The sequence below is a fragment of the Empedobacter stercoris genome, assembly GCF_025244765.1.
In the GTDB taxonomy this organism is placed as follows: domain Bacteria; phylum Bacteroidota; class Bacteroidia; order Flavobacteriales; family Weeksellaceae; genus Empedobacter; species Empedobacter stercoris.
On the sequence record NZ_CP104209.1, the window covers coordinates 2,529,355 to 2,553,155 of the forward strand.

The following is a 23,801-nucleotide window of genomic DNA, read 5'->3' on the forward strand; positions in this document are numbered from 1 at the left end:
ATAATTTTCGCTTCAACTCAAAGAAATTTAAGTTTTTATAAACTCAATACACGTTTGTTTATTTGTAACTTGTAAACGAATCTAAATCTTATGGATAGTTTAAAGAAAATAAAACGCTTTTCGAAAATCGTAAAAGTCGTTTCTAAATATGGTTTTGAAGAAATCCTTTCTCGTGGAAATGATTTGTTTCATTCTGACCAAAATACTGATTTCTTCAATAGTTCTTTCAATCAAAGGTTTCGAATGGCTTTGGAAGAACTCGGACCAACCTATATAAAATTTGGTCAATTATTAAGTAATCGAAAAGATTTGGTTCCTGAATCATTGGTCGAAGAGTTGAAAAAATTACAAGATAATGTCCCGCCTGAAGAGATTGATATTTATCAAAGAATAAAAGATGAATTTGGAATAGAACCAGACGAACATTTTCTTTCAATAGAACAACAACCTTTTGCTGCAGCCAGTATTTCACAAGTTTACCGCGCTACATTATTGAATGGTGAAAAAGTCGTGTTCAAAGTGAAGCGATCAAACATTCAACATATCATCGAATCAGATTTGGCCTTGATTCGTGATATCGTTCTTTTTTTAGAAAAGAAATACGAGAAGTTACAAAAGTTATTCATTTCTGAAATTGAAAAATCATTCGAAAATTCAATTCTAAAAGAACTTTCTCTAACGAACGAATTTCAAAATATCGAACGTTTTAGAAAAAATTTCGAGAAAAGTAAAGATGTTTACGTGCCTAAAACATACGAAGACTATTCGAACAATAATTTTCTTTGTATGGAATTAATCGAGGGTTTTAAAGTAAATGATGTTGAGCAATTGGAAGCGTTGGGACTTGACCCAAAAAAAATCGTGCAAAAAGGGTTTGATATTTATTTGAAACAATTGTTAGATGATGGTTTTTTTCATGCCGATCCTCATCCAGGTAATATTTTTATTTTGCAAGACGGTCGAATAGCTTTCATCGATTTTGGCTCGATGGGAATTTTAGCAATCAACGAAAAAGAAGCATTAGAAAATGTTGTCATTGATTTTGGTTTGAAAAATCCAAAACGTATTGTTCGTTCACTCAAAAAAATGGCGATTAAACATTATATCGAAAATGATAAACAATTGGAACGTGATATTGCTGATATTTTTGACTATTTAGAATACAATACAGTTGACACCATTGAAGTTCAGGTAATCATCAAAAAATTTAATCATATTCTACAGCGTAATCATGTGTTATTACCTGAATATGTTTATATCTTATTAAGAGGAATTGCGCTTATAGAAGGGATTGGTCAACAATTGCATGCTGATCTTAATGTACAACGTTCGATGCGTCCGTATGCAATAAAATTAGCTCGTCAGAAATTTCATCCTAAATATTTGAGTAAAAAGACGATTGATAATTTCAAGGATATTCAAGATTTAATCAACGATTTACCTGAAGATACATTAAAGCTAATCGAAAAAATAAACAACGATAAATTAGCGCTTAATTTTAAGATTGATGAAATCGATAATATTCAGAAACTAATAAAAGACAGTGTCAATAAAATAGTGTTAGCTTTATTAACATTAACTTTTGGAATTGGTGGAAGTATGTTAGCCAATACAACCGTTCGTCCCATGATTTTAGACATGCCAATGCTTTCTTGGGTTGGGTATTTATTATCTGTTTTTACGGCGAGTTGTATTATTATTTTAGTCTTTAGAAAAAAGTAGATTTAAAATTTAACTTTAAAATTAAGCATCAAAAAGAAAGTATTTTTATAAGAAACTTAAAACTATTATATTTGCATTTGTATGGAAAATTTTGTTGTTTCAGCCAGAAAATATCGCCCACTAAATTTTGAAGATGTAGTTGGACAAGCGTCTATTACAAATACTTTAGAACAAGCGATAAAGTCTAATCAATTGCCACAAGCACTTTTATTTTGTGGTCCAAGAGGTGTTGGGAAAACAACATGCGCCAGAATTTTAGCACGTAAAATTAACGAAGAAAATGGAGTAGAAGGTGATCAAGATTTTGCTTTCAATATTTTCGAGTTAGATGCAGCATCAAATAATTCGGTGGATGATATACGAAATCTAATCGATCAAGTACGTATTGTTCCTCAAATTGGAAAATATCGTGTGTATATTATTGATGAGGTTCATATGTTATCAACAGCAGCTTTTAATGCTTTTTTGAAAACATTAGAAGAGCCACCAGCGCATGCTATTTTTATTTTAGCAACAACGGAAAAACATAAAATTATTCCTACGATTCTTTCTCGATGTCAGATTTATGATTTCAAACGAATAGGAGTTGAAGATATCAAAGGACATCTCAAAAATGTTGCAGATAAAGAACAAGTAACTTTCGAAGATGATGCGCTGCATTTGATTGCGCAAAAAGCAGATGGAGCTTTACGTGATTCGTTGTCGATTTTTGACCGAATGGCAACTTTTACAAATAAAAATTTGACGTATTCCGCTGTTGCAGAAAACTTGAATGTATTGGATTACGATTATTATTTCAAGATGACAGATGCGTGTTTGGAAAATGATATTCCACAAGCAATGTTGCAACTGAACGATATTTTAAATAAAGGATTTGATGCCCATCTTTTTATTTGTGGCTTAGGTGCACATTTCCGCGATTTGTTGATGTCTAAAACAGCTAATACCGTTAGTTTGTTAGAAGTAGGAGAACGTATCAAAGCGAAATACTTAGAACATGCTCAAAAATGTTCGGCTTCATTTTTATTTGGTGCGATAGAAATCTGTAATGAAGCAGATTTAAATTACAAATCGAGTAAGAATCCACGTTTAACAGTTGAAATTGCTTTGATGCAATTAGCATCTTTAACTGCTGAAGAAAACGGTCTTAAAAAAAAAAGTATAGTATAGTTCCTCCATCTTTTTATTTGTCAAAAGAACAACAAACGACTACAATTGCGGTACCTTCAGTTCATCAAAACAACATGGTACAGCAAAATGAAGAGTCTCAATCGCAGGTACATTTTAATGTGAAAAAATCGGTGATTTCGGAAGAGGTCAAAGCATATACACGTGCTTCAAAACCAATTAAAATCAGCGGTAATTCATCATTTAGTTTGAAAATGGCTTTACCTGGAGCAAAAGTACAAGAACATCAAGAAGAAATACTACGAGATGATTTGCCACGAGAAAAATTTACATTAGAACAAGTAAATGAAGGATGGAAAAGATTCTTGGATCGTTTGAAAATCGAACATAACATTCCGTCTTATAATGCATTGATGACAACAGAGCTTGGTTTGGAAGGGGATGAAATTATTTTCGAGTTTTCTTCACATTCATCTGAACAGGAATTTGAGGAATACCGTGATCGAATTAGAAATAGTTTAAGAGCATTTCTAAAGAATCATTATTTCACGATTCAAATCAAATTTTCGGAGAAGGAAGCTACAAATCATATCTTATCGAATAAAGAGAAATTTAAACTATTATCAGACAAAAACCCTGTTTTGTTAAAATTAAAAGAAGAATTTGGGTTAGATTTGTATGATTAATGAAAGTTTCTTATTAAACTTGCAATAAATTTTTATAAATAATGAAAAAAGTTCTTTTAGGGATTTTTGTTGTTGCGTCGTTAGTGTCTTGTAACAAAGGAAAATCTGTAGACAAATTAGAAAGCGAAGATCAAAAAGCTTCTTATGCTTTCGGAACTGGTCTTGGTGAGCAAATCAAAGGTCTTGGAGGACGTTTAGTTGAGACAGATAGTATCAACTACGATCAATTAGAAAAAGGGATCAGAGATTATTTAAAAGCTGGAAAAGAGAGTAGAGAATCTTACGCGATTGGACAGCAAGTTGGTCAACAAATTGAGACGGTTATCAACCAACAACAATTAGATCAAATGGACAAGGATATTATTGTTCAAGGGATTATGGATGTTGTACGTCACAAAAAATTGTTGATTACACAAGAAGCAGGAATGGGAATTTTAGATACTTATGCAAAGAATCATCAACAAAATTTGGTAAAGAAAAATGCAGACGAATCTAAAAAATTAGTAGACGAGAAGAAAAAAGCTTCTGGTGCTAAAACGACTGCTTCAGGATTAGTTTATGTTGTAGAAAAAGAAGGAACAGGTGCTAAACCAAACATTAATAGTATTGTTAAAGTAAAATATACTGGTAAAATTTTAGCTACTGGTAAAACTTTTGATAGTACAGACAAAAATCCAGAAGCTAAAGGAGGTGTAGAATTTCCTTTGAATCAAGTTATTCCAGGATGGTCAGAAGGTTTACAATTAATGTCTAAAGGCGCAAAATACAAATTCTATATTCCTGCAAACTTAGGTTACGGTGAAATGGGAGCTCCAGGTGGACAAATTGGACCAAACCAAGCGTTAGAATTCGAAGTTGAATTAGTAGACTTTAAAGAAGGTCAACCAGCTCCACAAGGTCAACCAGGTGCGCAAGGACAAGGTTTATCAGAAGAGCAAATTAAAGAATTACAAAAACAATTCGAAGCGCAAGCTCAACAAGGTAAATAATCAATAGGTTACATACAAACTAAAAATCCCACTCGATGAGTGGGATTTTTTTATGCATTATATTTTAATTTATTTCAGATAATTAAAAATTTTATTGGCTTCAACAGAGCCTTTTCTAATCGTTACAAGATTTTTATTTTTGTCGAATAAATAGAATGTAGGAATTGAAGTTGGTTGAAAAATAGGACCAAACTCATAATTAGAATCGTATAATAATTCTACATTTTTATTGTTTACAAATTTTGGTGCATGTTGATTTAAAAATGGAATAGCATCTTTTGCTTCGTATTCGGAAACTAAAATAATTTGTGTGTTTTTGAAATGTTCTTCGTAATTGTTGTTAAAGTGATTTAACGCTAATTGACAGTGGATACATGTTGGTGAGTATAAAACAATCAAAGTTTGTTTTCCTTTTTTGATTTCTTTTGAATCGAAAATTCCATCGGATTGCATTTTTACAAAAGAAAATTCTGGAATAGTTGTTAATGTATTTTCAGTTTGTGCGAATGTAAAAATCGAACAAAAGAATATGACTAAAGCAGTAAGTTTTGTTTTCATGTTGTTAAGAAAAATTTTGACGGAAGTTAATCAATTCTATTCAAAATAAAAACGACAGTTAATAAAACTGTCGTTTTCCTATTTTAAAAATGCTAAAAATTTAAAGTTGAGAAAAGAAATTAGAATTTAAATACAACTTGTGCAGCCATATTAAATGGATCGATTTGGTTGATGTAACCTCCTCTGTAGTATGAGTTGTATCCAATTTCGTCTGTAATATTATTAAAGAATAATCGGAAATCAAATCTTTTCATTGAATATCCAACTTGTGCATTAAGCGTTGTGTATTCTGGCATTAAGAAAGGAGCTTGTCCATTCATTATATTTCCATGTGCATCTTTTGATGTGCTTCTGTCATTAACTGGTCGAGAACCAACATAATAAACGCCACTTGATATAGATAAACCATCAATAAAAGTATTTGTTTTTTGAAATTTGTATTGTACCCAAGCATTGGCAGTATTGCGTGGAGCATTCATTGGACGAGATCCATCTACATAAGTAGGAGAACCTTGGTATTGTGTATCTAAATATGAATATCCTAATAATACTTGAACATTTGGTAAAGGACGTCCAGTTACTTCTACTTCTACGCCTTTTCTTTTTAAATCTCCTGCAAGAAGATATTCACCAGTTCTTGTATTTCCATTTACAATCTCGTATGCTAAGTTTTCATTAATCATATCGAAATATGTAATGTTTGCTCTAAGTCTATCATTAAACCAATCTGTTTTAATACCAGTTTCAAATTGTTTTGTACGAGAAGTTCCAACCGTTCCTCCTCCTTGTAAAGGGTTTGAAGCAGAACGTAAAGAAGATGTTGTTGTATATGAGCCAAATAAATTAATGTTTTTAATAGGAGAAACCATTAATCCAATCATTGGATCTAAAACATCTTTTGAATTTACACCAGAATATGACCATCTTAAAGCTCCAACAACTTTTACATAATCAGTAATATTAAGGTGATGTTGAGTCATAAATCCGTAGTAATAACCATTATCAATAGGACTCGATGTGTTAATTGTTAATTGAGAAAAATCAAAATTATTAGGTAATTTATGATTGATATCTTGTAGTACATTAATTGGATCTTCTACAACTGGAATAGTAGATGTCATTATAGGGTTACCATCCTTATCTTTTCTTCCTGAGTCTATTTGAGCACTACGAGAATCTACACGATAAGTTGTGTAATCATAGCCTGCTTGCCAACTCCATTTAAGAATTCCAGTTTGAAAATCTTTTCCCATTACATCAATTTGAACTGTTGTATTACGATCATTTCTAGTTGAATGTCCTAACGATCTTGTTCTCAAAGCATAATTATCTACATTACCTGCTTTGTCTTTAATTGTTGCTAAAGATGTACTTTGTTGATTTCTATCATTAATAGAGCCATAGTAAGCGGCACGTATATTAATTTTATCAGTTAATTGACGTGTAGCACGTAATGAATATGTTGTTGCTTTACTTTTGTCAAAGTCAGTATCAAAACCTAAGAAGCGATGTCCCATGTTAGCTAATGCTTGTGTAAAGTCATTATTTAAATTTACTGTACCTACATCTGGAACGCCTTCAAAATTTAAATAATCCATTTCTGCAATAATTTCAGTTTTTTCATCAGGTCTCCAGGCAAGAGAAGGCTGTATATAGAATCTTTTATTATTTACAATGTCTCTATAACTATCACCTTGTTGATAAGCACCATTTAAGCGAAATGCAAAGGTTTTTGCTTGATCAACTACGCGTTGAACATCAAAAGTTGTACGAACTTGATTCCAAGATCCAACACGTAAACCTATGTTACCTGCATTTATAAAACGTGGAGTTTTTGTAGCTAGATTAATAACTCCACCTGCAGAACCTAAACTATTACCAACTCCTTGAGTAATTGCAGCAGATCCTTTTATTACTTGTACAGATTCTATTCCTTGCATATCAGCTATTGCACCAGCAGTTCTAAAATCAGAATCCATACGAACTCCATTTCTTAAAACAGGAGTACCTCTGTATCCACGAATCGACATCGATTCTCTATTTCCTCCGTAAGAACCAAATAAGGTAACTCCTGGTACATTACGAGCAGCATCAGTAACGGTTAGTGCGCCCTGCTCTTCAATTAATTTTTCTGAAATAGTAGATATAGTTTGTATTTGTTGATTAGGAGTGACAGGAAAACGAGTGATAGCTTCTAATCCTCGTTGTTTTTTTGCTCGATCTCCAAAAATTTCAACTTCTTGTAAAGTGTTGATAGAATCTTTTCTTTCTTTTTTAGTTTCTTGTGCAAAGGCAGTTGATAAACTAAGTAGTGTAAGAGTTGATAATAAATATATATTCTTTCTCATGTGTTATCTATATTTAATCTAAATAAAATTATTTACGCAAATTTAATTAGACTTAATCTAAATAAAAAAAAGAAATCGACTGATAGATGTCATCTATTAGTCGATTTTGATAAATATTTTAAGATTTTTTGTCTTACTCGAAAAAAGAGAAGTGTACGTTTCCGTATTTTTTGTGTTGTATAAAATTTGGATGATCTACAAAAGAAATATTAGAAGGATGTTCTAATACAAAATTTCCTCCTTCTTCTAACCATTGGTTGTTCATTACCAAATCAGGAATTTTTTTGTAAGCTTCTTCATCTAAATCGTAGGGTGGATCAGCAAAAATAATATCAAACTTTTTGATAGGTTGTTTATCTAAATATTTCAAAACATCACCTTTTACAGTTGTAATGATATCATCTAATTTTAATTGTTTAGCCGTTTCGTCTAAGAATTTTACACAACCATAGAAGTTATCTACAGAAGTTACTTTCTTAGCTCCACGAGAAGCAAACTCTAATGAAATACCACCTATTCCTGAAAATAAATCCAGCACAGTAATTTCATCAAAATACCATTCGTTGTTTAATATATTAAATAAAGCTTCTTTTGCGAAGTCTGTTGTAGGGCGCACCGGTAAATTGTTTGGTGCAGTGATTCGTTTTCCTTTTAATGTTCCTGAAATGATTCGCATTCGAATAATTTATATAATGTAAAATATTGTCCAAGTTGTTTATCATCTTCGTTAAACGAAATATGACGAACATATTTTTTTAAGGTTTCGTAGTAATTTGGTGAAGTTAAAACGTCTCCAAAAGCATATAATGAAACTTCGTTTGAACTAATATTTAATTGATTTAATGTGTACAAAATGTAAAACAAAAAGTCTTCTTTCGTTTTTGTTTCAAATAGATTATAAAAAATAAATTCTCCATTGCTTAACACACAAACTTCTAATTTTTGGTGCATCAAATTGATGTAAACTTCATTGTTTTTCGAATTAATCAACCCATAATCAATCAAGAATTTGCCCGAATGATACAAGCGAGCATTTTGCAAATTGGGTAAAGAAAGCAAAATATCTTTTAACGGATAATGAATGTTGTATACAATAGAAGCATCTACATTTTCTAATGGACAATCAATTGCTAATTTGATAGGACTATAATCCGAAAGAGATAACAAATCTTCGAAAGGCTTGTGCGAAAGATGTGAGGGAACGACATTGATTGTAGTCGATAAAAAACAAATGTGCACATGGTCGTATTCTTGCAATAGAGTCAAATTAGAACGCAATTCATGTTCAATTTCAATCTCCGTTTTGTTAAGATTTGTAAAATCCACCGAATAGTCATACACATCCGAATACGAAGTCGATATTCCGTCGGTTGTTTTGGTAATATAACTAAGCATATCGTGTGATAATAAAATCGCTAACGAACGTTGAGTTGGTTTTGACATAAATTTTTCTTTATCCTTGAATTTTTAACTCGCTGATTAAGATGAAAATCAATCCTAATGAAATCAAAAATAACAAAATTTTGAAAGCAATCTTCATACAGAAAATTTATTTCTGTAAAGATACTACAATTATTTTGTTGAATAAAAATGCATTTCAGCCGAATCTACTTAAATTTACAGAAATTTGAAATAAAAAGTAGTGAAAAAAATAGCCGTTATTCCAGCACGATATGCAGCTTCTCGTTTTCCTGGGAAATTGATGCAACTATTGGGTAATAAAACTGTCATTCGAATGACTTACGAAAATGTTGTGGCAACCAATTTGTTTGATGATGTTTTTGTGGTGACAGATTCTAAATTGATTTTTGAAGAAATAGTAAACCACGGAGGAAAAGCAATTATGAGTATAAAAGAACATGAAACTGGAAGTGATCGAATTGCTGAAGCGATCGAAAATATAGAATGTGATATTATTTTGAATGTTCAGGGTGACGAACCATTTGTTAATGAAAAAGCCTTGGCTGATATTCTTTCTTCTTTTGATGGAGAAATAGGAAAAACTGTAGATGTAGCGACACTAAAAGAAGCAATTTCAACACAAGAAGCAATTAATAATCCAAATTTTGTAAAAGTGGTAACGGATATCAATGATTTTGCACTTTATTTCTCTCGCTCAGCGATTCCATTTGCTCGCGAATCGAATTTTACACCAAATTATTTTCGTCATTTAGGAATATATGCGTTTAGAAAGAATGCTTTATTGAACTTTTCTAAATTAGCAATGCGTCAAAATGAAAAAGCAGAAAAATTGGAACAATTGCGTTACTTAGAATATGGGATGAAAATCAAAGTAATCGAAACAGAATCAATTGGAGTTGGAATTGATACACCTGAAGATTTAGAACGTGCAAAAGAATATTTATCCGTTATTGTTAAAAAATAATCTAACTCGTTATTATCCGTTATATTTGCACTCAAATCGACTATTCTGATTGATGAAAATGAAATAATTAAGTTAATTAACTTTAAAATAATTATTTCGGTATGAATGTTGTTGTAAAATGAAGAAATAAGTTAAAATAGTGATTATGAGTGATTCATGGAAAGAATACGAAGCAGAAGGATTAATTGAAAAAAGATCTTTCTTGGTATCAAAAGATGGTCTTGTTAAAAAATTATACACAGGACAAGATAAATATAAAATTTTAGAAGGAGCTATCAATAATGGTTATCGCGCAATTTGGGTAACAAAAGCAGACGGAAAACGTACAGCAAAATATGTCCACAAAATGGTAGCGGAAACTTTTTTGCCTAATAAAGAAAATAAAGAATATGTCGTTCATTTAGACCATAATAAATTAAACAATGCAATGAATAATTTGCAATGGGCAACGTTGGAAGAATGGAAAGAGCATAACAAACATTTATTTAGAATGATGAAGGGACGTTCTCGTTTAGACAGCATTCCGAATAGTAAATTAACAGAAGCACAAGTAATTCGTTTGAAAAAGAAATTACTCGATCCTAATAGAAAGACTAAAATTTCTACTTTAGCCAAACAATTTAATATTTCTCAAGGACAAGTTTACCGTATTTTAAGAGGTGAAAACTGGTCACATATAGAAGTTAAAAAAGACTAAAAATCATTCTCTCATAATAGAACTTTAAATTAGTTTTTATATCTTGTTCAACAGATTCAAAAAAAATGAAAAAAGTTCTTATGTTGAAATTGACATTTAGTATGCTTATGATTTCGTTATTTTCTGTAGCAACATACGCACAAGAAGCAGAACAAATTATTGAAAATCATATTCAGAAAACAGGAGGAGAAGCAGCTTGGAATAATTTGAACAGTATTATCCTAAAAGGAGAAGCCATCATTAATGTAGGAGATTCTTATCCTATGATTGTTTATCACCAACGACCATACAACAAGAAAGTGGTGTTTGTGATGAACGGAAAAGAAATATTAAATGAAGGTTATGATGGCAAAATAGGGTGGACTTATAGTGAAGTTGCAAAGAAAAATGTAGCTGTAAAAAATTATAAACCAGACTCTTTTGATTCGGATATTTTAAAGTATAAACAAAAAGGATTTAAGATAAAATACTTAGGCATAGATAAATATGATCAAAATAATAGCTGTTATAAAGTTGAATTAACCAAAAATACAAATTCAACAATTTATTGTTTTGATAAAAATTCTTACGAAATTGTAATGGAGAAGAATAAAGAAGAAACCCTTTATTACTCTAATTTTAAAACATTCAATGGATTATCCTTTGCGACAAAAGTGGTAGGAAAACCTACCGAAGGAGGAGAATATATCATAAAATTCAATGATATTAAAATTAATCCAGCCATTGATAAGAAACATTTTAAATTCTAACTAAAAAAGTGATTCGTAACAAAGGATCACTTTTTTATTTCGATTAATTTATACAACTTAGTAACATAAGTTTTTTATTTTTGTACTCTTAAAGAAGAAATTAAAATATGGCTTTAGACTCTATATTTGATCAAAATAGAAAATACGAGAAGAGGTTTTTACTAAGGTTATTAGAAAAAGCAAGAAAAGATTATCCAGATTCAATTTCTTTTATCGATGATTTAATCTCAAAACTTCAAAATAACTCAACTTATCGTTTAATTTTTCGAGAGGAACTTCAAAAAACATTCGGAAAAATTAATATCGTAAGCTATTTAGTAGACAGTGGAATTCATTTAGAAGATAATTTATTTTCTATTTTTCGTAAAAAAATTATGGATTCGCTTTTGCCAGATATCGAGGATAACAATGAATTGACTTCTGTTGTGAACGAAATTTTTTACAATTCAAAAAATCTACAAGCAATTCGAATAATTCCTCGTGATCGATGGAAAAAACTTTTCGAAGTCTTGTATCAAGACGTTGAAATAGAAAATTTTAAAGGGAATACCAATAATATACAAAACCAACTTTTACAAGCTATTTCTATTCTTACAGTTCGTATTACGGGAGGGTTTTCGGACAAAGAAATGATGCGTTATAGTAATGAAGTAAATTATTTGAACAATCCATTCTCTAAACTTTCAATGCAAATTAGTAACATTATTGAAAGTCCACAAGCTGGATTTGATATGTTAGAAATTAAAGAAAGTATTTCCAAATGTAAACATTTGTTAAATGACATTTTAACTCAAAAAGATTACAAAGGAATCTCCTTGAAAGTAGCTTCAAAGATAAATCGTTTGCAACAACAATTGGCACGTTTGCAAATAATACTTAATAGTTTCAATGAGTTAAAGCTTCATGGTTTGATTTCTTTTTACAGTTTTGCTACTAAGAAATGGGTTGAGTTTTATGCGCCAAAGAATTTTATGAGCAATCAATTGAGTTCTACGGTATATTTGATTACATTTTTAGTAACTTACCATAATGGAAAAACAGGCGAGAAGTATATCACGCAAACAGCCAAAGAATACAATAAAATGTTTTGGACGGCTTGTGGTGGAGGTTTAATCGTTTCTTTTTTGTGTTTTATTAAAACAGGAATAGGGAATATACCTGACACTTCACCGCTATTTAAAGCATTTTTCTTTAGTATAAATTACGCTGTTGGTTTTTGTACAATTTACCTTACTCATATGACACTGGCTACAAAGCAACCTTCTATGACTGCTGCCCGACTTGCTCGTGCGCTCGTGCCAACCTCAGGATCGGAGCTAAATGTCAAAGATTTTACAACCTTATTTGCACAATTGGTAAGAAGCCAAATGATTGCTTTTTTAGGAAATGTTGTAGCAGGTTTCGTAGTTTCATTGGGGATTTTTTATTTGTTGAATCAAATTTTAGGCTTCGAGGTAATTAAGTATTCTAAGGCTTATCATTATTGGGAAGAAGTAGTGATAATGGATTGGCATATTTTCTATTTTGGAGCTATAGCAGGTGTTTTCTTGTTCCTTTCTGGATTAATTTCAGGAATGACGATTAACAGTCAACGCTTTCATAATATTCCTGAACGTATTTACAATCATCCTATTCTAAAAAAATCATTCTCAGAACGTAGAAGAAGAAGAATTTCGAATTGGTTTGAGAAAAATTTGGGTGGAGTGGTCGGAAATGTAGCTTTCGGTTTTATGATGGGATGTGCTTTTTTGATAGGTGATTTCACTGGACAACCTTTCGATATTCGACATATTACATTCGTTTCAGGAAACTTTGCAATCGGAATTGGAGGAATGGGATATCATTTTGATATTGGACCTATGATTATTGGTTTTATTGCAATCTTTATGGTAGGTTGGTGTAACTTTTTGGTGAGTTTTACATTTTCACTGTTGATGGCAATGAGATCAAATAATATTCCTTTTTATAAAATTTTTACGATGATTGCACACACTATAAAAGCATTTATTCGTAATCCTCTCCCATTTTTTGTTCCACCTCTTTGGACAAAAAGAAAAGAAGAAGTATAAGCTGAAAGATGGAAACAAATTTAGACAAACAATTACGATACGATAAAGCTTATCTTAAAATGGCTTTTGAGTGGGCAAATTTATCCTATTGCGAACGCAAAAAAGTTGGTGCAATTATTGTTAAAAATCGAATGATTATTTCTGATGGTTATAATGGTACACCAAGTGGATTCGAGAACAAATGTGAAGACGAAGCAGGAAACACCAAATGGCATGTTCTGCATGCTGAAGCAAATGCAATTCTGAAATGTGCAACGTCAACTCAATCTGCTGAAGGAGCAACTTTGTACATTACTCTTTCGCCTTGTACAGATTGTAGCAAATTGATTTTACAGGCAGGTATAAAGCGTATTGTCTACATTCAACAATATAAAGACCTTTCAGGGTTAGATTTTTTAGAAAAAGCAGGAATAACAATTCAACAGATTACAGAAGAAGAATTATACAAGTAAATGAGAAGTTTTTTCAAAGTTATTAATGTCGTATTAATCGTACTGATTATTTTCTTGATCGGATTTATGGTTGGGAAAAAATACGACTTTGCGTTCGATGAAAACAAGGATATTGTAGGTTTGCAATATTCGGATAATGAACAGAAAATTCGTCGATTAGTTTCTTTGATAGACAACGAATATGTAAACGATGTTAATTCGGATAGTTTAGTGGATGATGCAATCAACTACATGGTTGGTAAATTAGATCCTCACAGCAAATATATAGACAAAGCTTCTGTACAAAAGGCTGAAGAACAATTGAAAGGTGAATTTGTAGGGATTGGTGTGCAATTTCGAATGTTGAATGATACGATTGTAATCGAACGAACTTTACCTGGAACTTCAAATTTTGGAAAACTTCAATTTGGGGATCAATTAATAGCTGCAGACAATCAGTCGTTAATCGGTAAAGATAACAAAACGATAGAAAATCTATTGAAAGGTAAAAAAGGGACTGAGGTTAAACTTTCTGTGATTAGAGAGGAGAAACCTCTTACAATTTCGATAAAACGGACAATTGTTCCGTTGCCAACTGTTACAGGAAAACATATGTTGACAAACGAAATTGGGTATCTAAAATTAACCCGTTTTTCTGAAAATTCGGCTAAAGAAGTTCATCAAGGTTTAAATGATTTGTTAGATCAAGGGATGCAAACCTTGGTATTCGATTTACGAGGTAATCCTGGTGGTTTAATGCATATTGCAGAAGAAATAGCGGATGAGTTTCTGACTAAAAATGAATTGATTGTTTATACACAAGACAAACAAAAACGAAAAAAATACATTTACGCAACCAATAAAGGTCTTTTTGAAGAAGGTAAAATTTATGTCTTAATGGATGAAAATTCGGCTTCTTCGAGTGAGATTGTTGCAGGAGCTTTACAAGATTATGGAAGAGGAATTATTGTGGGGCGTCGCTCTTTTGGTAAAGGTTTGGTGCAGCGCGAAATTAATTTAGGTGATGACACAAAAGTTCGGTTAACGGTTGCTAATTATTACACACCTTCGGGACGATCTATCCAAAAACCATTCGATAAGAAAACAGCAAAATACAGCGATGACTTATACAAACGATTGAAGTCAGGAGAGCTATACAATAAAGATTCAATCAAAATCAATAAAGAGTTAGAGTTTACAGCGCCATCTGGTAAAAAAGTGTATGGTGGCGGTGGAATTATACCTGACGAATTTGTTGCTTTAGATACAAATTCTGTAGCAAATTGGCTGTATTATAACCAAGACTCCAATTATTTTAATGATTTTTTATTTAAAAAAATCTATTCAATTCGCGATTTCTTTATGTTTCATAACGAGGCGATTTTTCTAAAATATTTTAGTGCCGGAATGTATAGAGATGAGTTTTTAGGTGTTTTAGGAATTCCTTCTAATGAGTTCAATCCTGTGTTTTCAACAACTGTTGATAACTATATGAAAGCAACAATCGCAGGTAGTTTATATGGTTCGCGTGCATTTTATCAAGTTTGGATGCCCGAAGATGAAATGATAAAGCGTATTTTTGAACTTGAAAAAATAACGAAGTAAATGCTGTGGAAAGATGCTTTGTATGACTATCAAATGTATCTGAAATTAGAAAAAAGAGTTTCTGACAATACGATTGAAGGTTATCTACGCGATATTCAAAAATTAATTAATTATTCGGATAAACAACCATTAGATTATTCACAAGATGATTTGAGGGATTTTGTGCACGATTTTGCCTCGAGCGATTATAGCGTTCGTTCGCAAGCACGTGTAATATCTGGCCTGAAAAGTTTCTTTGGTTACTTACAACTCGAAGATTTTAGAGAAGATAATCCAACTTCTTTACTCGAAACACCAAAAATAGGAATGAAACTTCCTGATGTACTATCAGAAAAAGAAATTGATAAAATGATCGAAGTAATTGATTTATCAAAACCAGAAGGACAGCGAAATCGTGCTATTATAGAAGTGCTATACGGTTGTGGTTTACGTGTTTCGGAATTGATTAATCTTAAAATTTCTGATCTTTTTTTTGACGATGGTTTTATTCGTGTCATAGGAAAAGGAAACAAACAAAGACTTGTTCCGATAAGCGATTATACGATAAAATATATTAACTTGTACAAGGATAGTATTCGTATTCATATTCCTATTCAGGTTGGATACGAAGATTTTTTATTCCTAAATAGACGAGGGAAAAATCTAACACGTGTCATGATTTTTACAATTGTAAAAGAGTTGTCGATAATTGCTGGAGTTAAAAAGACAATTAGTCCACATACATTTCGTCATTCTTTTGCCACTCATTTATTAAAAAATGGAGCAGATCTTCGTGCAATTCAGCTGATGTTAGGACATGAAAGTATTACGACGACAGAAATTTATACGCATGTTGATCAAGAATTTATTCGAGATGCGATTATCAAATTTCATCCAAGAAATAAATAACCATCAACCTAAATAAGATGATAAAATCATTCAAATTTTGTCCTAACTGTGGACATGCAATCAATCACTTTGATTTTAGAAAAATGACATGCAACAACTGCGATTTAGTTTATTATCAAAACGTAGCTGCGGCTGTGGCAGTTATTCTAATAAGAGAAGATAAGATTTTATTTACCGTTCGTAATAAAGAGCCAAAGAAAGGAATGTTAGATTTGGCAGGAGGGTTTACAGATCCTGATGAATCGGCAGAAAGAACATGCCAGCGCGAGATAGAGGAGGAGTTAGGAATTACAATTCCAATCGAAAAATTCAACTATTTTATTTCGCAACCCAATGATTACGAATACAAGGGAATCCCTTATAAGACCTGTGATTTAGCTTTTATTGCTGATTTTCCTGACGAAGATATTATTCTTGAAAAAGAAGAAATTGCAGCTGTAAAGTGGATTGCTATTAAGGATATTAATTTAAGTGATATCGGTTTTGATTCATTACGAAAAGTAGTTGAAACGTATATAAATTCTTTGAAATAACTAACATAATGTGATATTGAAACATTTAAAAATAATATTTCAGCTTCACATCTTAAAAAAATAAACAATGAATAAAATACTTTTATTAAGTGCTATTTTCCTAACAATAGTTTCATGTAGTACGCAAAATGTAGCGGTTGATTATGATCGAAATTTTAACTTTGAACAGAACAAGACCTATACGTTTTCTCAATCAGTGAATTTAGGTTTAAATGATTTAGATTCTGCTCGATTATTTTCTTCAATCGAAAAAGGAATGTTGTATAGAGGTTTTCAGAAAACCAATGAAGGGAATTTAATGGTTGATATTAAACCAGAAGAATTTGTTTCGACACAACAAAATTCTAATGTAGGTATCGGTATGGGAACAGGTGGTTACGGTTTTGGTGGAGGAGTTTCTGTCGGGATTCCGATCATGTCACAGAAGTTGAATCAAAACTTTATGATTTCGATGACTAATGCTGGTCGATTGGTGTGGGAAGGAACACTTAAAATTCAAATGCCTTTAAAGGCTTCTCCAGAAACGCGTGCAGCAAATATACATAAAGGGGTTACCAAGTTATTACAAAAGTTTCCACCGAAAAAGAAATAAAGAGACTGTATCACAATTTGAGAAAACAGTCTCTTTTGTGTTTTTTCTTAGACTCCAATCTGAGAAAAGTTTTAAATAGAAGATTTTTACCTAACATCATTAAGTTGTGAGACTTCTTCTTTTAAATGATTTAATTCAAGGATCGAATTATCAATATCATTTTAGCTTAACTTTTACTTCTTCTCCGTCAGATTTAACTTCTACAAATAACTCAAGAAATTCGCTACTATTTTTATAATATTCATAAGGTTTATAATAATCTGTTCTACCTCCATATCCGTTATATGCACTTCCAGTATATTGATTTCCTGAAAAAGTTGTAGTATAATTTAAAGTTCCATATAAATAATACTTACCAGGTTTCATATTCGGAAATGTAAATTCTCCACTACTATTGGTAATAGCCTCTATTCTATATCTGTAAGCAGCAGGTTCCATATAAACAAATCTATTTTTTTTTGGATTATGTTTAGCTTTATCTTTCCATAAGGTATAGTAATCATTAAAATAAGGTGTTACAGGAAATAAGATTACTTTGATTTTATTTGCATATATTTTATTTCCTGTTTTAAGACCAAAATGAGAATTAGATCGTGCTCTTGTAAATGCAACTCCAGTAATTTTTCCATTACCAATTGCGAGCATATTTTTAGTGGCTATAGAATCAAATTTTGTTTTGGGTTGAGTAATAATCTCAGTTTGCTTTTTTAATTGAGCATCCTTTACAGATTTTTCGGGTTCAACATATTGAGCATTAATAAAAAAACTAAGGTGTAGAAAAGCTCCAATTAATAAAGTGTTTTTCATAATCATTATGATTTTTAATTAATTTTAAAAATACTATAATTTTTTTAATTTCGTTATATGTTTATGTAAAACTGATTAACTTATACTAATTCGTGATTAATAGAGATTTTTTTATTTATAAATTGAAAATCAATTCGTTTTCCTCTGATTGTTGAAGTTTAGATTGTTGTAATAGTTTCAATGTTTCAGGTTGATTCGCATTAGCTTTAGCAGCAATTTTATCCAATTTTAATTCATTTTTTGCGTAATCCACAATAGCATTTAGCACTTCTGTTCCATAACCTTTGTTTTGAAATTTACGTTTCAAACGAATGTTAATAACAGGACCATATTTAGTTTGGCGTAAACCGCCCCATCCAACAAATCGTCCGCTCTTTTTTTCATGCACACCCCAAAGACCAAAACCATGCTCTTGGTAATGTTTTTCCATGCTTTCTATAAAAAACTTTGCTTCGTCTTCAGATTTATAAGGTTTTTCATTAACGATTTTCATCAATTCTTTGTCCGAATTTAATTGAAATAATTCGAATGCATCAATTTCGAAAAACTCTCGTAATACCAAACTTTTTGTTTCGCAAATAACTTTCATTAAAACGTTTTAGTTGATGCAAAGTTAATTCGATTTAGAGAATAAAAAAAGTCTTACCAATTCAGATAAGACTTTTATAGTTACTTTTTATTCGGTGTTTTAGTTTTTGGAGGTGTAGCTGTTGCTTCCGAAACTTTTTGGTTAATCTCCAATGTCAAGATTTGTCTTTTTAGATTGAAAATTTCTGTATCTTTTTGATCAATCTTAGCTTCTAAATCGTTTACTTTTTGCGTTAATTCGGCAACTTGCTTTTCTTTTTCGTTTAATTGCGCATAGAAAAGTTTAGATTTTTCTCCAGTACTATTTAAAGCTGAATACAATTCTTGCAAATTCGTATCGTGTTCTTTTTGAGCAATTCTAATCATAGATTGCGCATTCGATAAAGCGGTATCTTTGATGTGCAACTCACTCTTCGTTTTAGCTAAATCTTTTTCAAGAGTTTCTATTTTAAGATTTGCTAATTTCAACTCTTTCGATGTATTCGACTGATCGTCTAAAGCTTTGTAGTAATTAATTTCTAATTCTTGGTGTTGTTTCTGAGGTACGCAACTTGTAATTGCGAAAAGGGTAAAACAACAAAGTACAATTTTTTTCATTTCTATAATCTTAAACGTCTAACTCTAATAAAACAGGACAATGATCCGAGTGCTTTGCATCTGGTAGAATTGTAGCACGCGTCATTTTTTCTTCTAAAGTAGTACTTACCATATTGTAATCTATTCTCCAACCTTTATTATTGTTGCGAGAATTTGCTCGATAAGACCACCATGAATAATGATGAGGTTCTTTTACAAAATATCGGAAAGAATCAATCATGTTACACTCATCAATAAAAGCTGACATCCATTCTCTTTCGATGGGTAAAAATCCCGAAACTTTTGCGTTACGAACAGGATCATGAATATCAATTGCTTCGTGACAGATGTTGTAATCACCACAAATTACTAAATTAGGATGTGATATTTTAAGCTCTTTGATGTAATCCTTAAAATCATCACAAAACTGTAATTTAAAATCTAATCGATCAATATTAGTTCCACTTGGTAAATATAAACTAATGACGGAAACATTGTCAAAGTCAAGCCTCAAAACACGTCCTTCTCTGTCAATATAATCTATTCCAGTTCCGATTTGTACGTGATTAGGTTTTATTTTAGAAAAAATTGCGACACCGCTATATCCTTTTTTCTCTGCAGCATGCCAATAAATATGGTAGCCCAAATCCTCGAAGGGTTTTGTGTCTACTTGTTCTTGCATCGCTTTTGTTTCTTGAATACAAAAAACATCTGGTTGTGCGGCTTCTAACCAATCAACCAAACCTTTGGTTATCGCAGCGCGAATTCCATTTACATTGTAACTGATGATTTTCATAGAAAGCGAAATTAATAAATATTTATGACGGATTGATTTAGAATGATAAATAAAGTGAATATTTTTTGTAACTTTTTAGAAATTAATACGTCTTAATAATAAAAAGCATCAATATGAAATACATTGTTCTTCCCATTTTAATAGTCAGTTCGTTTGGATTAGCGAGTTGTTCGGTAGATTTAAATTCTAAATCTCCTGCTTCTAATTATTTAGATCGCGCAGAAGCAAGTGATAATACGATCAAAGAGGTACGGAAAATTTCTTCTTTTGAAGGAATTGATGTCAGTAGTGCAATAAATGTAACGGTTTCTGATGGTAATTATGATGGCGAAATTTCTGTTGAAGCCCCAGATAATATATTGGATAGAATTGTAACCGAAGTAGAAAAAGGTATTTTAGTGATTAAAATTAAAGGTACTGTTAATCTGAAAAATGCTACGATTAAAGTTAACTTTCCACATAAAAAATTACGTTCATTCAATCTTTCTGGTGCAACGAATGTAACCGTTATTCCAACCCAAAAAGTAGAAAAATTAGCAGTAGATTTATCGGGAGCAAGTAATTTGAAATTAGATGTAGTTTCTAATTCTATTTCTGTTGATAATTCTGGCGCTTCAAGCATGAAAATTACTGGAAATGTACAGGATTTAAACATCTCTGTTTCGGGAGCATCATCGTTTATTGGAAAAGAGCTTAAAGCTGCAAATGTAACAGTAGAGTGTTCTGGTGCAAGTTCAACAACTGTTTGGGCTGTGAATAGCTTGACTGCCGATAGTTCTGGAGCAAGTTCTGTTCGCTATGTAGATGAAAATGGATTGAAAACGAAAGTAAGTACTTCTGGAATGTCTTCAATAAAAAAGATGTAAGTCTTTTATAAATGTAAAATATTAGCATAAAAAAATCGGATGAATTTTATCCGATTTTTTTATGCTTTTAAATGTTTTATATTAAAACTGCCAACCTAATGTTAACAAGAATAAATTGTTGTCTAATTTAACTTTTGGGGCATACGTATTAGGTAAAGAAACAAAATTGTAGCTTGTGTCAATATAATCTGTTCCACCTATTAACTGTTGGTATTTTTGAGTTTGGTATTGATAAGCAGCATCAATATAGAATCCTCCAAAATCGTATCCTAAACCAAAACTTGCACGGTTAATATCTCCTTGAAAAGCTTTAGATAAAACAGCAGCGTTTGTTACCACATTGTTTTCATTTGCTAAATCGATAGAGAAATCTTTGTAAGGAGAAGTGACATAGTTGTATCCGGCTCTTACTTTGAAACGATCTACACGATACTCTGCACCAACTCTAACTTCGCTCGAGTTCTTTACAAAATGATTGATGAAGTTGTTTGTATTATTGAAATATTGAGAAGGTTTTAATTTTGTGTCGTTATTCATGTGGTACGTATAATCAGCACCAATTGATAAGTTTTTACCCACAACAAAACCTAAACTTCCTACTAAACGTCCACCACGAGTCATGTCATAATCTGAAGAATACATATAGTAAGAATCAACTGCTCCATCATTGTTAAAGTTTGCAGCATAATAATCTTCAGCAACATTGTACCAAACAGGAGAATGATAAGCTGCTCCTAAACGTACATTGTGGTTCACTTTGTAAATAGCTCCTAAAGAGAACGAAAAGCCTTGTCCTATTTCACTATAAGGTGCGCCATCTGCGTTATAAACATAGGTTTGACCATTGTTATCATCACGTTCGGCATATTGTTCAAATCCTGAATAATTTGTTTCATGAAAATTTAATCCTGCACCTAAATAGATTTTATCATCATAACTTGTACCTAAATTAACCGAGAATTTAGATTTGTATCCGTCAATATCTTTAATGTAACCATTAAAAGTTCCATCAGGATCAGTAAACTTAATCCCTTCGTTCGTGCCAATTGTTGAATAATTGTCTAAGCGTTGATTAAGAAAAGCTACTCCAACAGAAAACCTGTTCCATTTAGAACCAGGGTTTTCGAAAACAAATGTTCCTCCGAATTGTTGAAAATCAAAATTACTATCAGATTCTTTTATTTTTGTTCCAAAAGTAGTTGTGTTGTTAAATGTAGAAACTCCAGCTGTAAATTGTACATCAGAATTAATTGCAACACCTAATCCTGCAGGGTTTTGTTCTACAGAGTTTATATCACTTCCTAAAGCTCCAACAGCTCCACCAACACCAATATATTTGGCATTTCCACTATTGATATCTTGAGAGTATAAATTAATTGCGTTTGTAGAGTACTGAGTGTCGTAACCTGTACCTTGTTGTGCAAAAGCAAATGCACCAATTAAGGTGCAAAGGCTTGTAATTATTTTTTTCATTATTAATTATCTAAATCAAATTATCTTCTTCCTCCACCACGAGAGCCTCCGCCTCCCATGCTTCCACGAGATCCACCTCCCATGCTTCCGCTGCTCATGCTACTTCCTCTACTTGGAGCGGGAGTTGAGTATGAAGGACGAGAGTTATTCATACTTCCTCTGTCGTAACTTCTACTTGGTTGTTGATATTGTTGTGCTTCTCTCGTTGGTCTTGTGTTGTATGTTGGTTGCTGTGTTTGAGCTGGTCTTACTTCACGAGTTGGACGAGTTGTGTTATTTTGTCCCTGATTAACAGAAGGTCTAACTTCTCTTGTTGGACGTGTATTGTTTATTTGTCCTTGATTGATCGTTGGTCTTACTTCACGAGTTGGACGAGTTTCTCGAACAGTACTTGTACTTCCTGGTCTCACTTCACGAGTAGGACGAGTTGCAGAACCGTTAATATTACTAACTCTTGAAGGTCGAATTCCGTTAGAGACATTTCCTCTTCCGTAACTTCCTATTGGACGTGTTGAATTGATTGAGTTATTAAAACGACCTCCGTTTCTATATCCTGGCTGAGAATAAATCCCTCTTGGACGATAGTATCCATAATATCCATTACCATAGTAACCAGGATATCCATACCAATTATTCCATCCATAATATCCTGAATAGTAAGGTCTGTTCCAACCCCATCCGTAGTAACCATTGTACCAAGGGCTGCTCCAACCCCAACCGAATGAGATCCCAAATCCATTTCCGTACCATCCGCCATACCAAGGGTTATAATAACCCCAATGATATGGATTATAAAATCCACCCCAGCCATAGCTGTACCAAGGATAGTTGTTCCAAATGTTAATTTCTACACCGTCATTTCTTCCCCAATTATAACTGTTAGTTCCGCTTAGTGAAAGCGTATAATCATTGTTTCCGAAATAGTTGTATCCACCTAAATCGTATCCGTTAATTTTAACTTTTGTTGTCGATTTTTCAGAAGTGCCATTTTGTGTACTATCCAAATCATCTTGGTAATAAAATTGCTCTGCTCCATTTCCTTCGGCATCAAAGTATGGACTACCAATTTTTATTTCTCCAAGATTATCTTGTTCATTATCGTCTTGTGGTTGAGCTTGTTGATATGTTTTATCTGTTTTCGGGTTGTAATAAACACCGTCGCTTTCGTAACCACTTGGTTGATAAGTCGAACAAGAAGAAATTCCTAACGCGGCTACCAGTAATAGAGTAGTTGAAGAAATTTTATTAGAAATTTTATAAACTTTGTTCATAATTATAAATTTACATCGTTTGTAATAATTAAATTTGCATAAA

At 31.9% G+C, this 23,801-nt stretch carries 24 protein-coding genes; 14 read left to right on the top strand and 10 right to left on the bottom strand.

Annotated features, from left to right (window positions below; all coding sequences use genetic code 11):
* Window positions 1-90 precede the first annotated feature (90 nt).
* From NZD85_RS11975 to NZD85_RS11990, 4 genes are all read left to right on the top strand, one after another.
* A complete protein-coding gene (locus NZD85_RS11975; RefSeq protein WP_225542186.1) occupies window positions 91-1,722 on the top strand; it encodes an ABC1 kinase family protein in 1,632 nt (543 codons plus the stop codon).
* 81 nt (window positions 1,723-1,803) lie between these two features.
* Complete coding sequence (gene dnaX, locus NZD85_RS11980; protein WP_260541981.1) at window positions 1,804-2,892, top strand: DNA polymerase III subunit gamma/tau; 1,089 nt, start codon at window positions 1,804-1,806, stop codon at window positions 2,890-2,892.
* Between the two features lie 17 nt (window positions 2,893-2,909).
* A complete protein-coding gene (locus NZD85_RS11985; protein WP_260541983.1) occupies window positions 2,910-3,536 on the top strand; it encodes a hypothetical protein in 627 nt (208 codons plus the stop codon).
* Between the two features lie 41 nt (window positions 3,537-3,577).
* The gene (locus NZD85_RS11990) at window positions 3,578-4,525 is read left to right on the top strand and encodes an FKBP-type peptidyl-prolyl cis-trans isomerase (RefSeq protein ID WP_260541985.1); all 948 of its coding nucleotides are present in this window, start codon (window positions 3,578-3,580) and stop codon (window positions 4,523-4,525) included.
* A gap of 69 nt (window positions 4,526-4,594) precedes the next feature.
* Here the strand turns inward: NZD85_RS11990 and NZD85_RS11995 are convergent, their stop codons facing one another.
* The 4 genes from NZD85_RS11995 to NZD85_RS12010 form a co-directional block, all read right to left on the bottom strand.
* Window positions 4,595-5,083, bottom strand: a complete 489-nt coding sequence (locus NZD85_RS11995; protein WP_260541987.1) for a TlpA family protein disulfide reductase — start codon at window positions 5,081-5,083, stop codon at window positions 4,595-4,597.
* Between the two features lie 119 nt (window positions 5,084-5,202).
* Window positions 5,203-7,431 (bottom strand): TonB-dependent siderophore receptor, encoded by a 2,229-nt coding sequence (locus NZD85_RS12000; protein WP_260541989.1) that lies wholly within the window; start codon window positions 7,429-7,431, stop codon window positions 5,203-5,205.
* A 133-nt stretch (window positions 7,432-7,564) separates the two neighbouring features.
* Window positions 7,565-8,107 (bottom strand): RsmD family RNA methyltransferase, encoded by a 543-nt coding sequence (locus NZD85_RS12005; RefSeq protein WP_260541991.1) that lies wholly within the window; start codon window positions 8,105-8,107, stop codon window positions 7,565-7,567.
* Window positions 8,083-8,874 (bottom strand): DUF3822 family protein, encoded by a 792-nt coding sequence (locus tag NZD85_RS12010; RefSeq protein WP_171621854.1) that lies wholly within the window; start codon window positions 8,872-8,874, stop codon window positions 8,083-8,085. Before NZD85_RS12010 ends, NZD85_RS12005 begins: the two co-directional genes overlap by 25 nt.
* Window positions 8,875-9,073: 199 nt before the next feature.
* Between NZD85_RS12010 and kdsB the strand changes: the two genes are divergently transcribed.
* The 9 genes from kdsB to NZD85_RS12055 all read left to right on the top strand — a co-directional run bounded on the left by kdsB (window position 9,074) and on the right by NZD85_RS12055 (window position 17,381).
* On the top strand, window positions 9,074-9,817 hold the full coding sequence (gene kdsB, locus NZD85_RS12015; RefSeq protein ID WP_260541994.1) for a 3-deoxy-manno-octulosonate cytidylyltransferase: 744 nt from the start codon (window positions 9,074-9,076) through the stop codon (window positions 9,815-9,817).
* Window positions 9,818-9,962: 145 nt separating this feature from the next.
* Window positions 9,963-10,514 carry an HNH endonuclease gene (locus NZD85_RS12020; RefSeq protein ID WP_171621856.1) on the top strand — a complete coding sequence of 184 codons (552 nt, stop codon included), beginning with the start codon at window positions 9,963-9,965 and terminating at the stop codon, window positions 10,512-10,514.
* Between the two features lie 65 nt (window positions 10,515-10,579).
* The gene (locus NZD85_RS12025; protein WP_171621857.1) at window positions 10,580-11,263 is read left to right on the top strand and encodes a LolA family protein; all 684 of its coding nucleotides are present in this window, start codon (window positions 10,580-10,582) and stop codon (window positions 11,261-11,263) included.
* A gap of 107 nt (window positions 11,264-11,370) precedes the next feature.
* Entirely contained in the window at window positions 11,371-13,332 is a 1,962-nt protein-coding gene (locus NZD85_RS12030) for a site-specific recombinase Gcr (RefSeq protein ID WP_171621858.1), read from the top strand.
* Between the two features lie 8 nt (window positions 13,333-13,340).
* Window positions 13,341-13,784, top strand: a complete 444-nt coding sequence (locus tag NZD85_RS12035; RefSeq protein WP_171621859.1) for a deoxycytidylate deaminase — start codon at window positions 13,341-13,343, stop codon at window positions 13,782-13,784.
* Window positions 13,785-15,368 (top strand): S41 family peptidase, encoded by a 1,584-nt coding sequence (locus NZD85_RS12040; RefSeq protein WP_188319210.1) that lies wholly within the window; start codon window positions 13,785-13,787, stop codon window positions 15,366-15,368.
* On the top strand, window positions 15,369-16,256 hold the full coding sequence (xerD, locus tag NZD85_RS12045) for a site-specific tyrosine recombinase XerD (RefSeq protein WP_171621861.1): 888 nt from the start codon (window positions 15,369-15,371) through the stop codon (window positions 16,254-16,256).
* A 17-nt stretch (window positions 16,257-16,273) separates the two neighbouring features.
* A complete protein-coding gene (locus NZD85_RS12050) occupies window positions 16,274-16,789 on the top strand; it encodes an NUDIX domain-containing protein (protein WP_171621862.1) in 516 nt (171 codons plus the stop codon).
* Window positions 16,790-16,856: 67 nt separating this feature from the next.
* The gene (locus NZD85_RS12055; RefSeq protein WP_260541997.1) at window positions 16,857-17,381 is read left to right on the top strand and encodes a DUF4136 domain-containing protein; all 525 of its coding nucleotides are present in this window, start codon (window positions 16,857-16,859) and stop codon (window positions 17,379-17,381) included.
* Window positions 17,382-17,537: 156 nt separating this feature from the next.
* Here NZD85_RS12055 and NZD85_RS12060 read toward each other — a convergent pair whose 3' ends face one another.
* The 4 genes from NZD85_RS12060 to NZD85_RS12075 all read right to left on the bottom strand — a co-directional run bounded on the left by NZD85_RS12060 (window position 17,538) and on the right by NZD85_RS12075 (window position 20,148).
* Window positions 17,538-18,188 carry a peptidase associated/transthyretin-like domain-containing protein gene (locus NZD85_RS12060; RefSeq protein ID WP_225542175.1) on the bottom strand — a complete coding sequence of 217 codons (651 nt, stop codon included), beginning with the start codon at window positions 18,186-18,188 and terminating at the stop codon, window positions 17,538-17,540.
* A 115-nt stretch (window positions 18,189-18,303) separates the two neighbouring features.
* On the bottom strand, window positions 18,304-18,777 hold the full coding sequence (locus tag NZD85_RS12065) for a GNAT family N-acetyltransferase (protein ID WP_260542002.1): 474 nt from the start codon (window positions 18,775-18,777) through the stop codon (window positions 18,304-18,306).
* 80 nt (window positions 18,778-18,857) lie between these two features.
* Window positions 18,858-19,373, bottom strand: coding sequence for a hypothetical protein (locus NZD85_RS12070; protein ID WP_260542004.1), 516 nt, complete (start codon window positions 19,371-19,373; stop codon window positions 18,858-18,860).
* Between the two features lie 10 nt (window positions 19,374-19,383).
* Window positions 19,384-20,148: an exodeoxyribonuclease III gene (locus tag NZD85_RS12075; protein WP_171621866.1), complete on the bottom strand. Its 765-nt coding sequence runs from the start codon at window positions 20,146-20,148 to the stop codon at window positions 19,384-19,386.
* Between the two features lie 113 nt (window positions 20,149-20,261).
* On the opposite strand from NZD85_RS12075, the gene NZD85_RS12080 reads away from it, so the two are divergent.
* Window positions 20,262-21,014, top strand: a complete 753-nt coding sequence (locus NZD85_RS12080) for a head GIN domain-containing protein (protein WP_260542007.1) — start codon at window positions 20,262-20,264, stop codon at window positions 21,012-21,014.
* 81 nt (window positions 21,015-21,095) lie between these two features.
* Here the strand turns inward: NZD85_RS12080 and NZD85_RS12085 are convergent, their stop codons facing one another.
* Together NZD85_RS12085 and NZD85_RS12090 are read right to left on the bottom strand one after the other, a co-directional pair.
* On the bottom strand, window positions 21,096-22,487 hold the full coding sequence (locus tag NZD85_RS12085) for an OmpP1/FadL family transporter (RefSeq protein WP_225539847.1): 1,392 nt from the start codon (window positions 22,485-22,487) through the stop codon (window positions 21,096-21,098).
* A gap of 20 nt (window positions 22,488-22,507) precedes the next feature.
* Entirely contained in the window at window positions 22,508-23,758 is a 1,251-nt protein-coding gene (locus tag NZD85_RS12090; RefSeq protein ID WP_260542010.1) for a hypothetical protein, read from the bottom strand.
* Window positions 23,759-23,801: the final 43 nt, after the last annotated feature.

Bases quoted from the DNA above. Each gene is read 5' to 3' on its own strand.
- NZD85_RS11975 (WP_225542186.1), top strand. From the start codon at position 91: ATGGATAGTTTAAAGAAAATAAAACGCTTTTCGAAAATCGTAAAAGTC.
- dnaX (WP_260541981.1), top strand. From the start codon at position 1,804: ATGGAAAATTTTGTTGTTTCAGCCAGAAAATATCGCCCACTAAATTTT.
- NZD85_RS11990 (WP_260541985.1), top strand. From the start codon at position 3,578: ATGAAAAAAGTTCTTTTAGGGATTTTTGTTGTTGCGTCGTTAGTGTCT.
- NZD85_RS11995 (WP_260541987.1), bottom strand. From the start codon at position 5,083: ATGAAAACAAAACTTACTGCTTTAGTCATATTCTTTTGTTCGATTTTT.
- NZD85_RS12000 (WP_260541989.1), bottom strand. From the start codon at position 7,431: ATGAGAAAGAATATATATTTATTATCAACTCTTACACTACTTAGTTTA.
- NZD85_RS12005 (WP_260541991.1), bottom strand. From the start codon at position 8,107: ATGCGAATCATTTCAGGAACATTAAAAGGAAAACGAATCACTGCACCA.
- NZD85_RS12010 (WP_171621854.1), bottom strand. From the start codon at position 8,874: ATGTCAAAACCAACTCAACGTTCGTTAGCGATTTTATTATCACACGAT.
- NZD85_RS12020 (WP_171621856.1), top strand. From the start codon at position 9,963: ATGAGTGATTCATGGAAAGAATACGAAGCAGAAGGATTAATTGAAAAA.
- NZD85_RS12025 (WP_171621857.1), top strand. From the start codon at position 10,580: ATGAAAAAAGTTCTTATGTTGAAATTGACATTTAGTATGCTTATGATT.
- NZD85_RS12030 (WP_171621858.1), top strand. From the start codon at position 11,371: ATGGCTTTAGACTCTATATTTGATCAAAATAGAAAATACGAGAAGAGG.
- NZD85_RS12035 (WP_171621859.1), top strand. From the start codon at position 13,341: ATGGAAACAAATTTAGACAAACAATTACGATACGATAAAGCTTATCTT.
- NZD85_RS12040 (WP_188319210.1), top strand. From the start codon at position 13,785: ATGAGAAGTTTTTTCAAAGTTATTAATGTCGTATTAATCGTACTGATT.
- xerD (WP_171621861.1), top strand. From the start codon at position 15,369: ATGCTGTGGAAAGATGCTTTGTATGACTATCAAATGTATCTGAAATTA.
- NZD85_RS12050 (WP_171621862.1), top strand. From the start codon at position 16,274: ATGATAAAATCATTCAAATTTTGTCCTAACTGTGGACATGCAATCAAT.
- NZD85_RS12055 (WP_260541997.1), top strand. From the start codon at position 16,857: ATGAATAAAATACTTTTATTAAGTGCTATTTTCCTAACAATAGTTTCA.
- NZD85_RS12060 (WP_225542175.1), bottom strand. From the start codon at position 18,188: ATGAAAAACACTTTATTAATTGGAGCTTTTCTACACCTTAGTTTTTTT.
- NZD85_RS12065 (WP_260542002.1), bottom strand. From the start codon at position 18,777: ATGAAAGTTATTTGCGAAACAAAAAGTTTGGTATTACGAGAGTTTTTC.
- NZD85_RS12070 (WP_260542004.1), bottom strand. From the start codon at position 19,373: ATGAAAAAAATTGTACTTTGTTGTTTTACCCTTTTCGCAATTACAAGT.
- NZD85_RS12075 (WP_171621866.1), bottom strand. From the start codon at position 20,148: ATGAAAATCATCAGTTACAATGTAAATGGAATTCGCGCTGCGATAACC.
- NZD85_RS12080 (WP_260542007.1), top strand. From the start codon at position 20,262: ATGAAATACATTGTTCTTCCCATTTTAATAGTCAGTTCGTTTGGATTA.
- NZD85_RS12085 (WP_225539847.1), bottom strand. From the start codon at position 22,487: ATGAAAAAAATAATTACAAGCCTTTGCACCTTAATTGGTGCATTTGCT.
- NZD85_RS12090 (WP_260542010.1), bottom strand. From the start codon at position 23,758: ATGAACAAAGTTTATAAAATTTCTAATAAAATTTCTTCAACTACTCTA.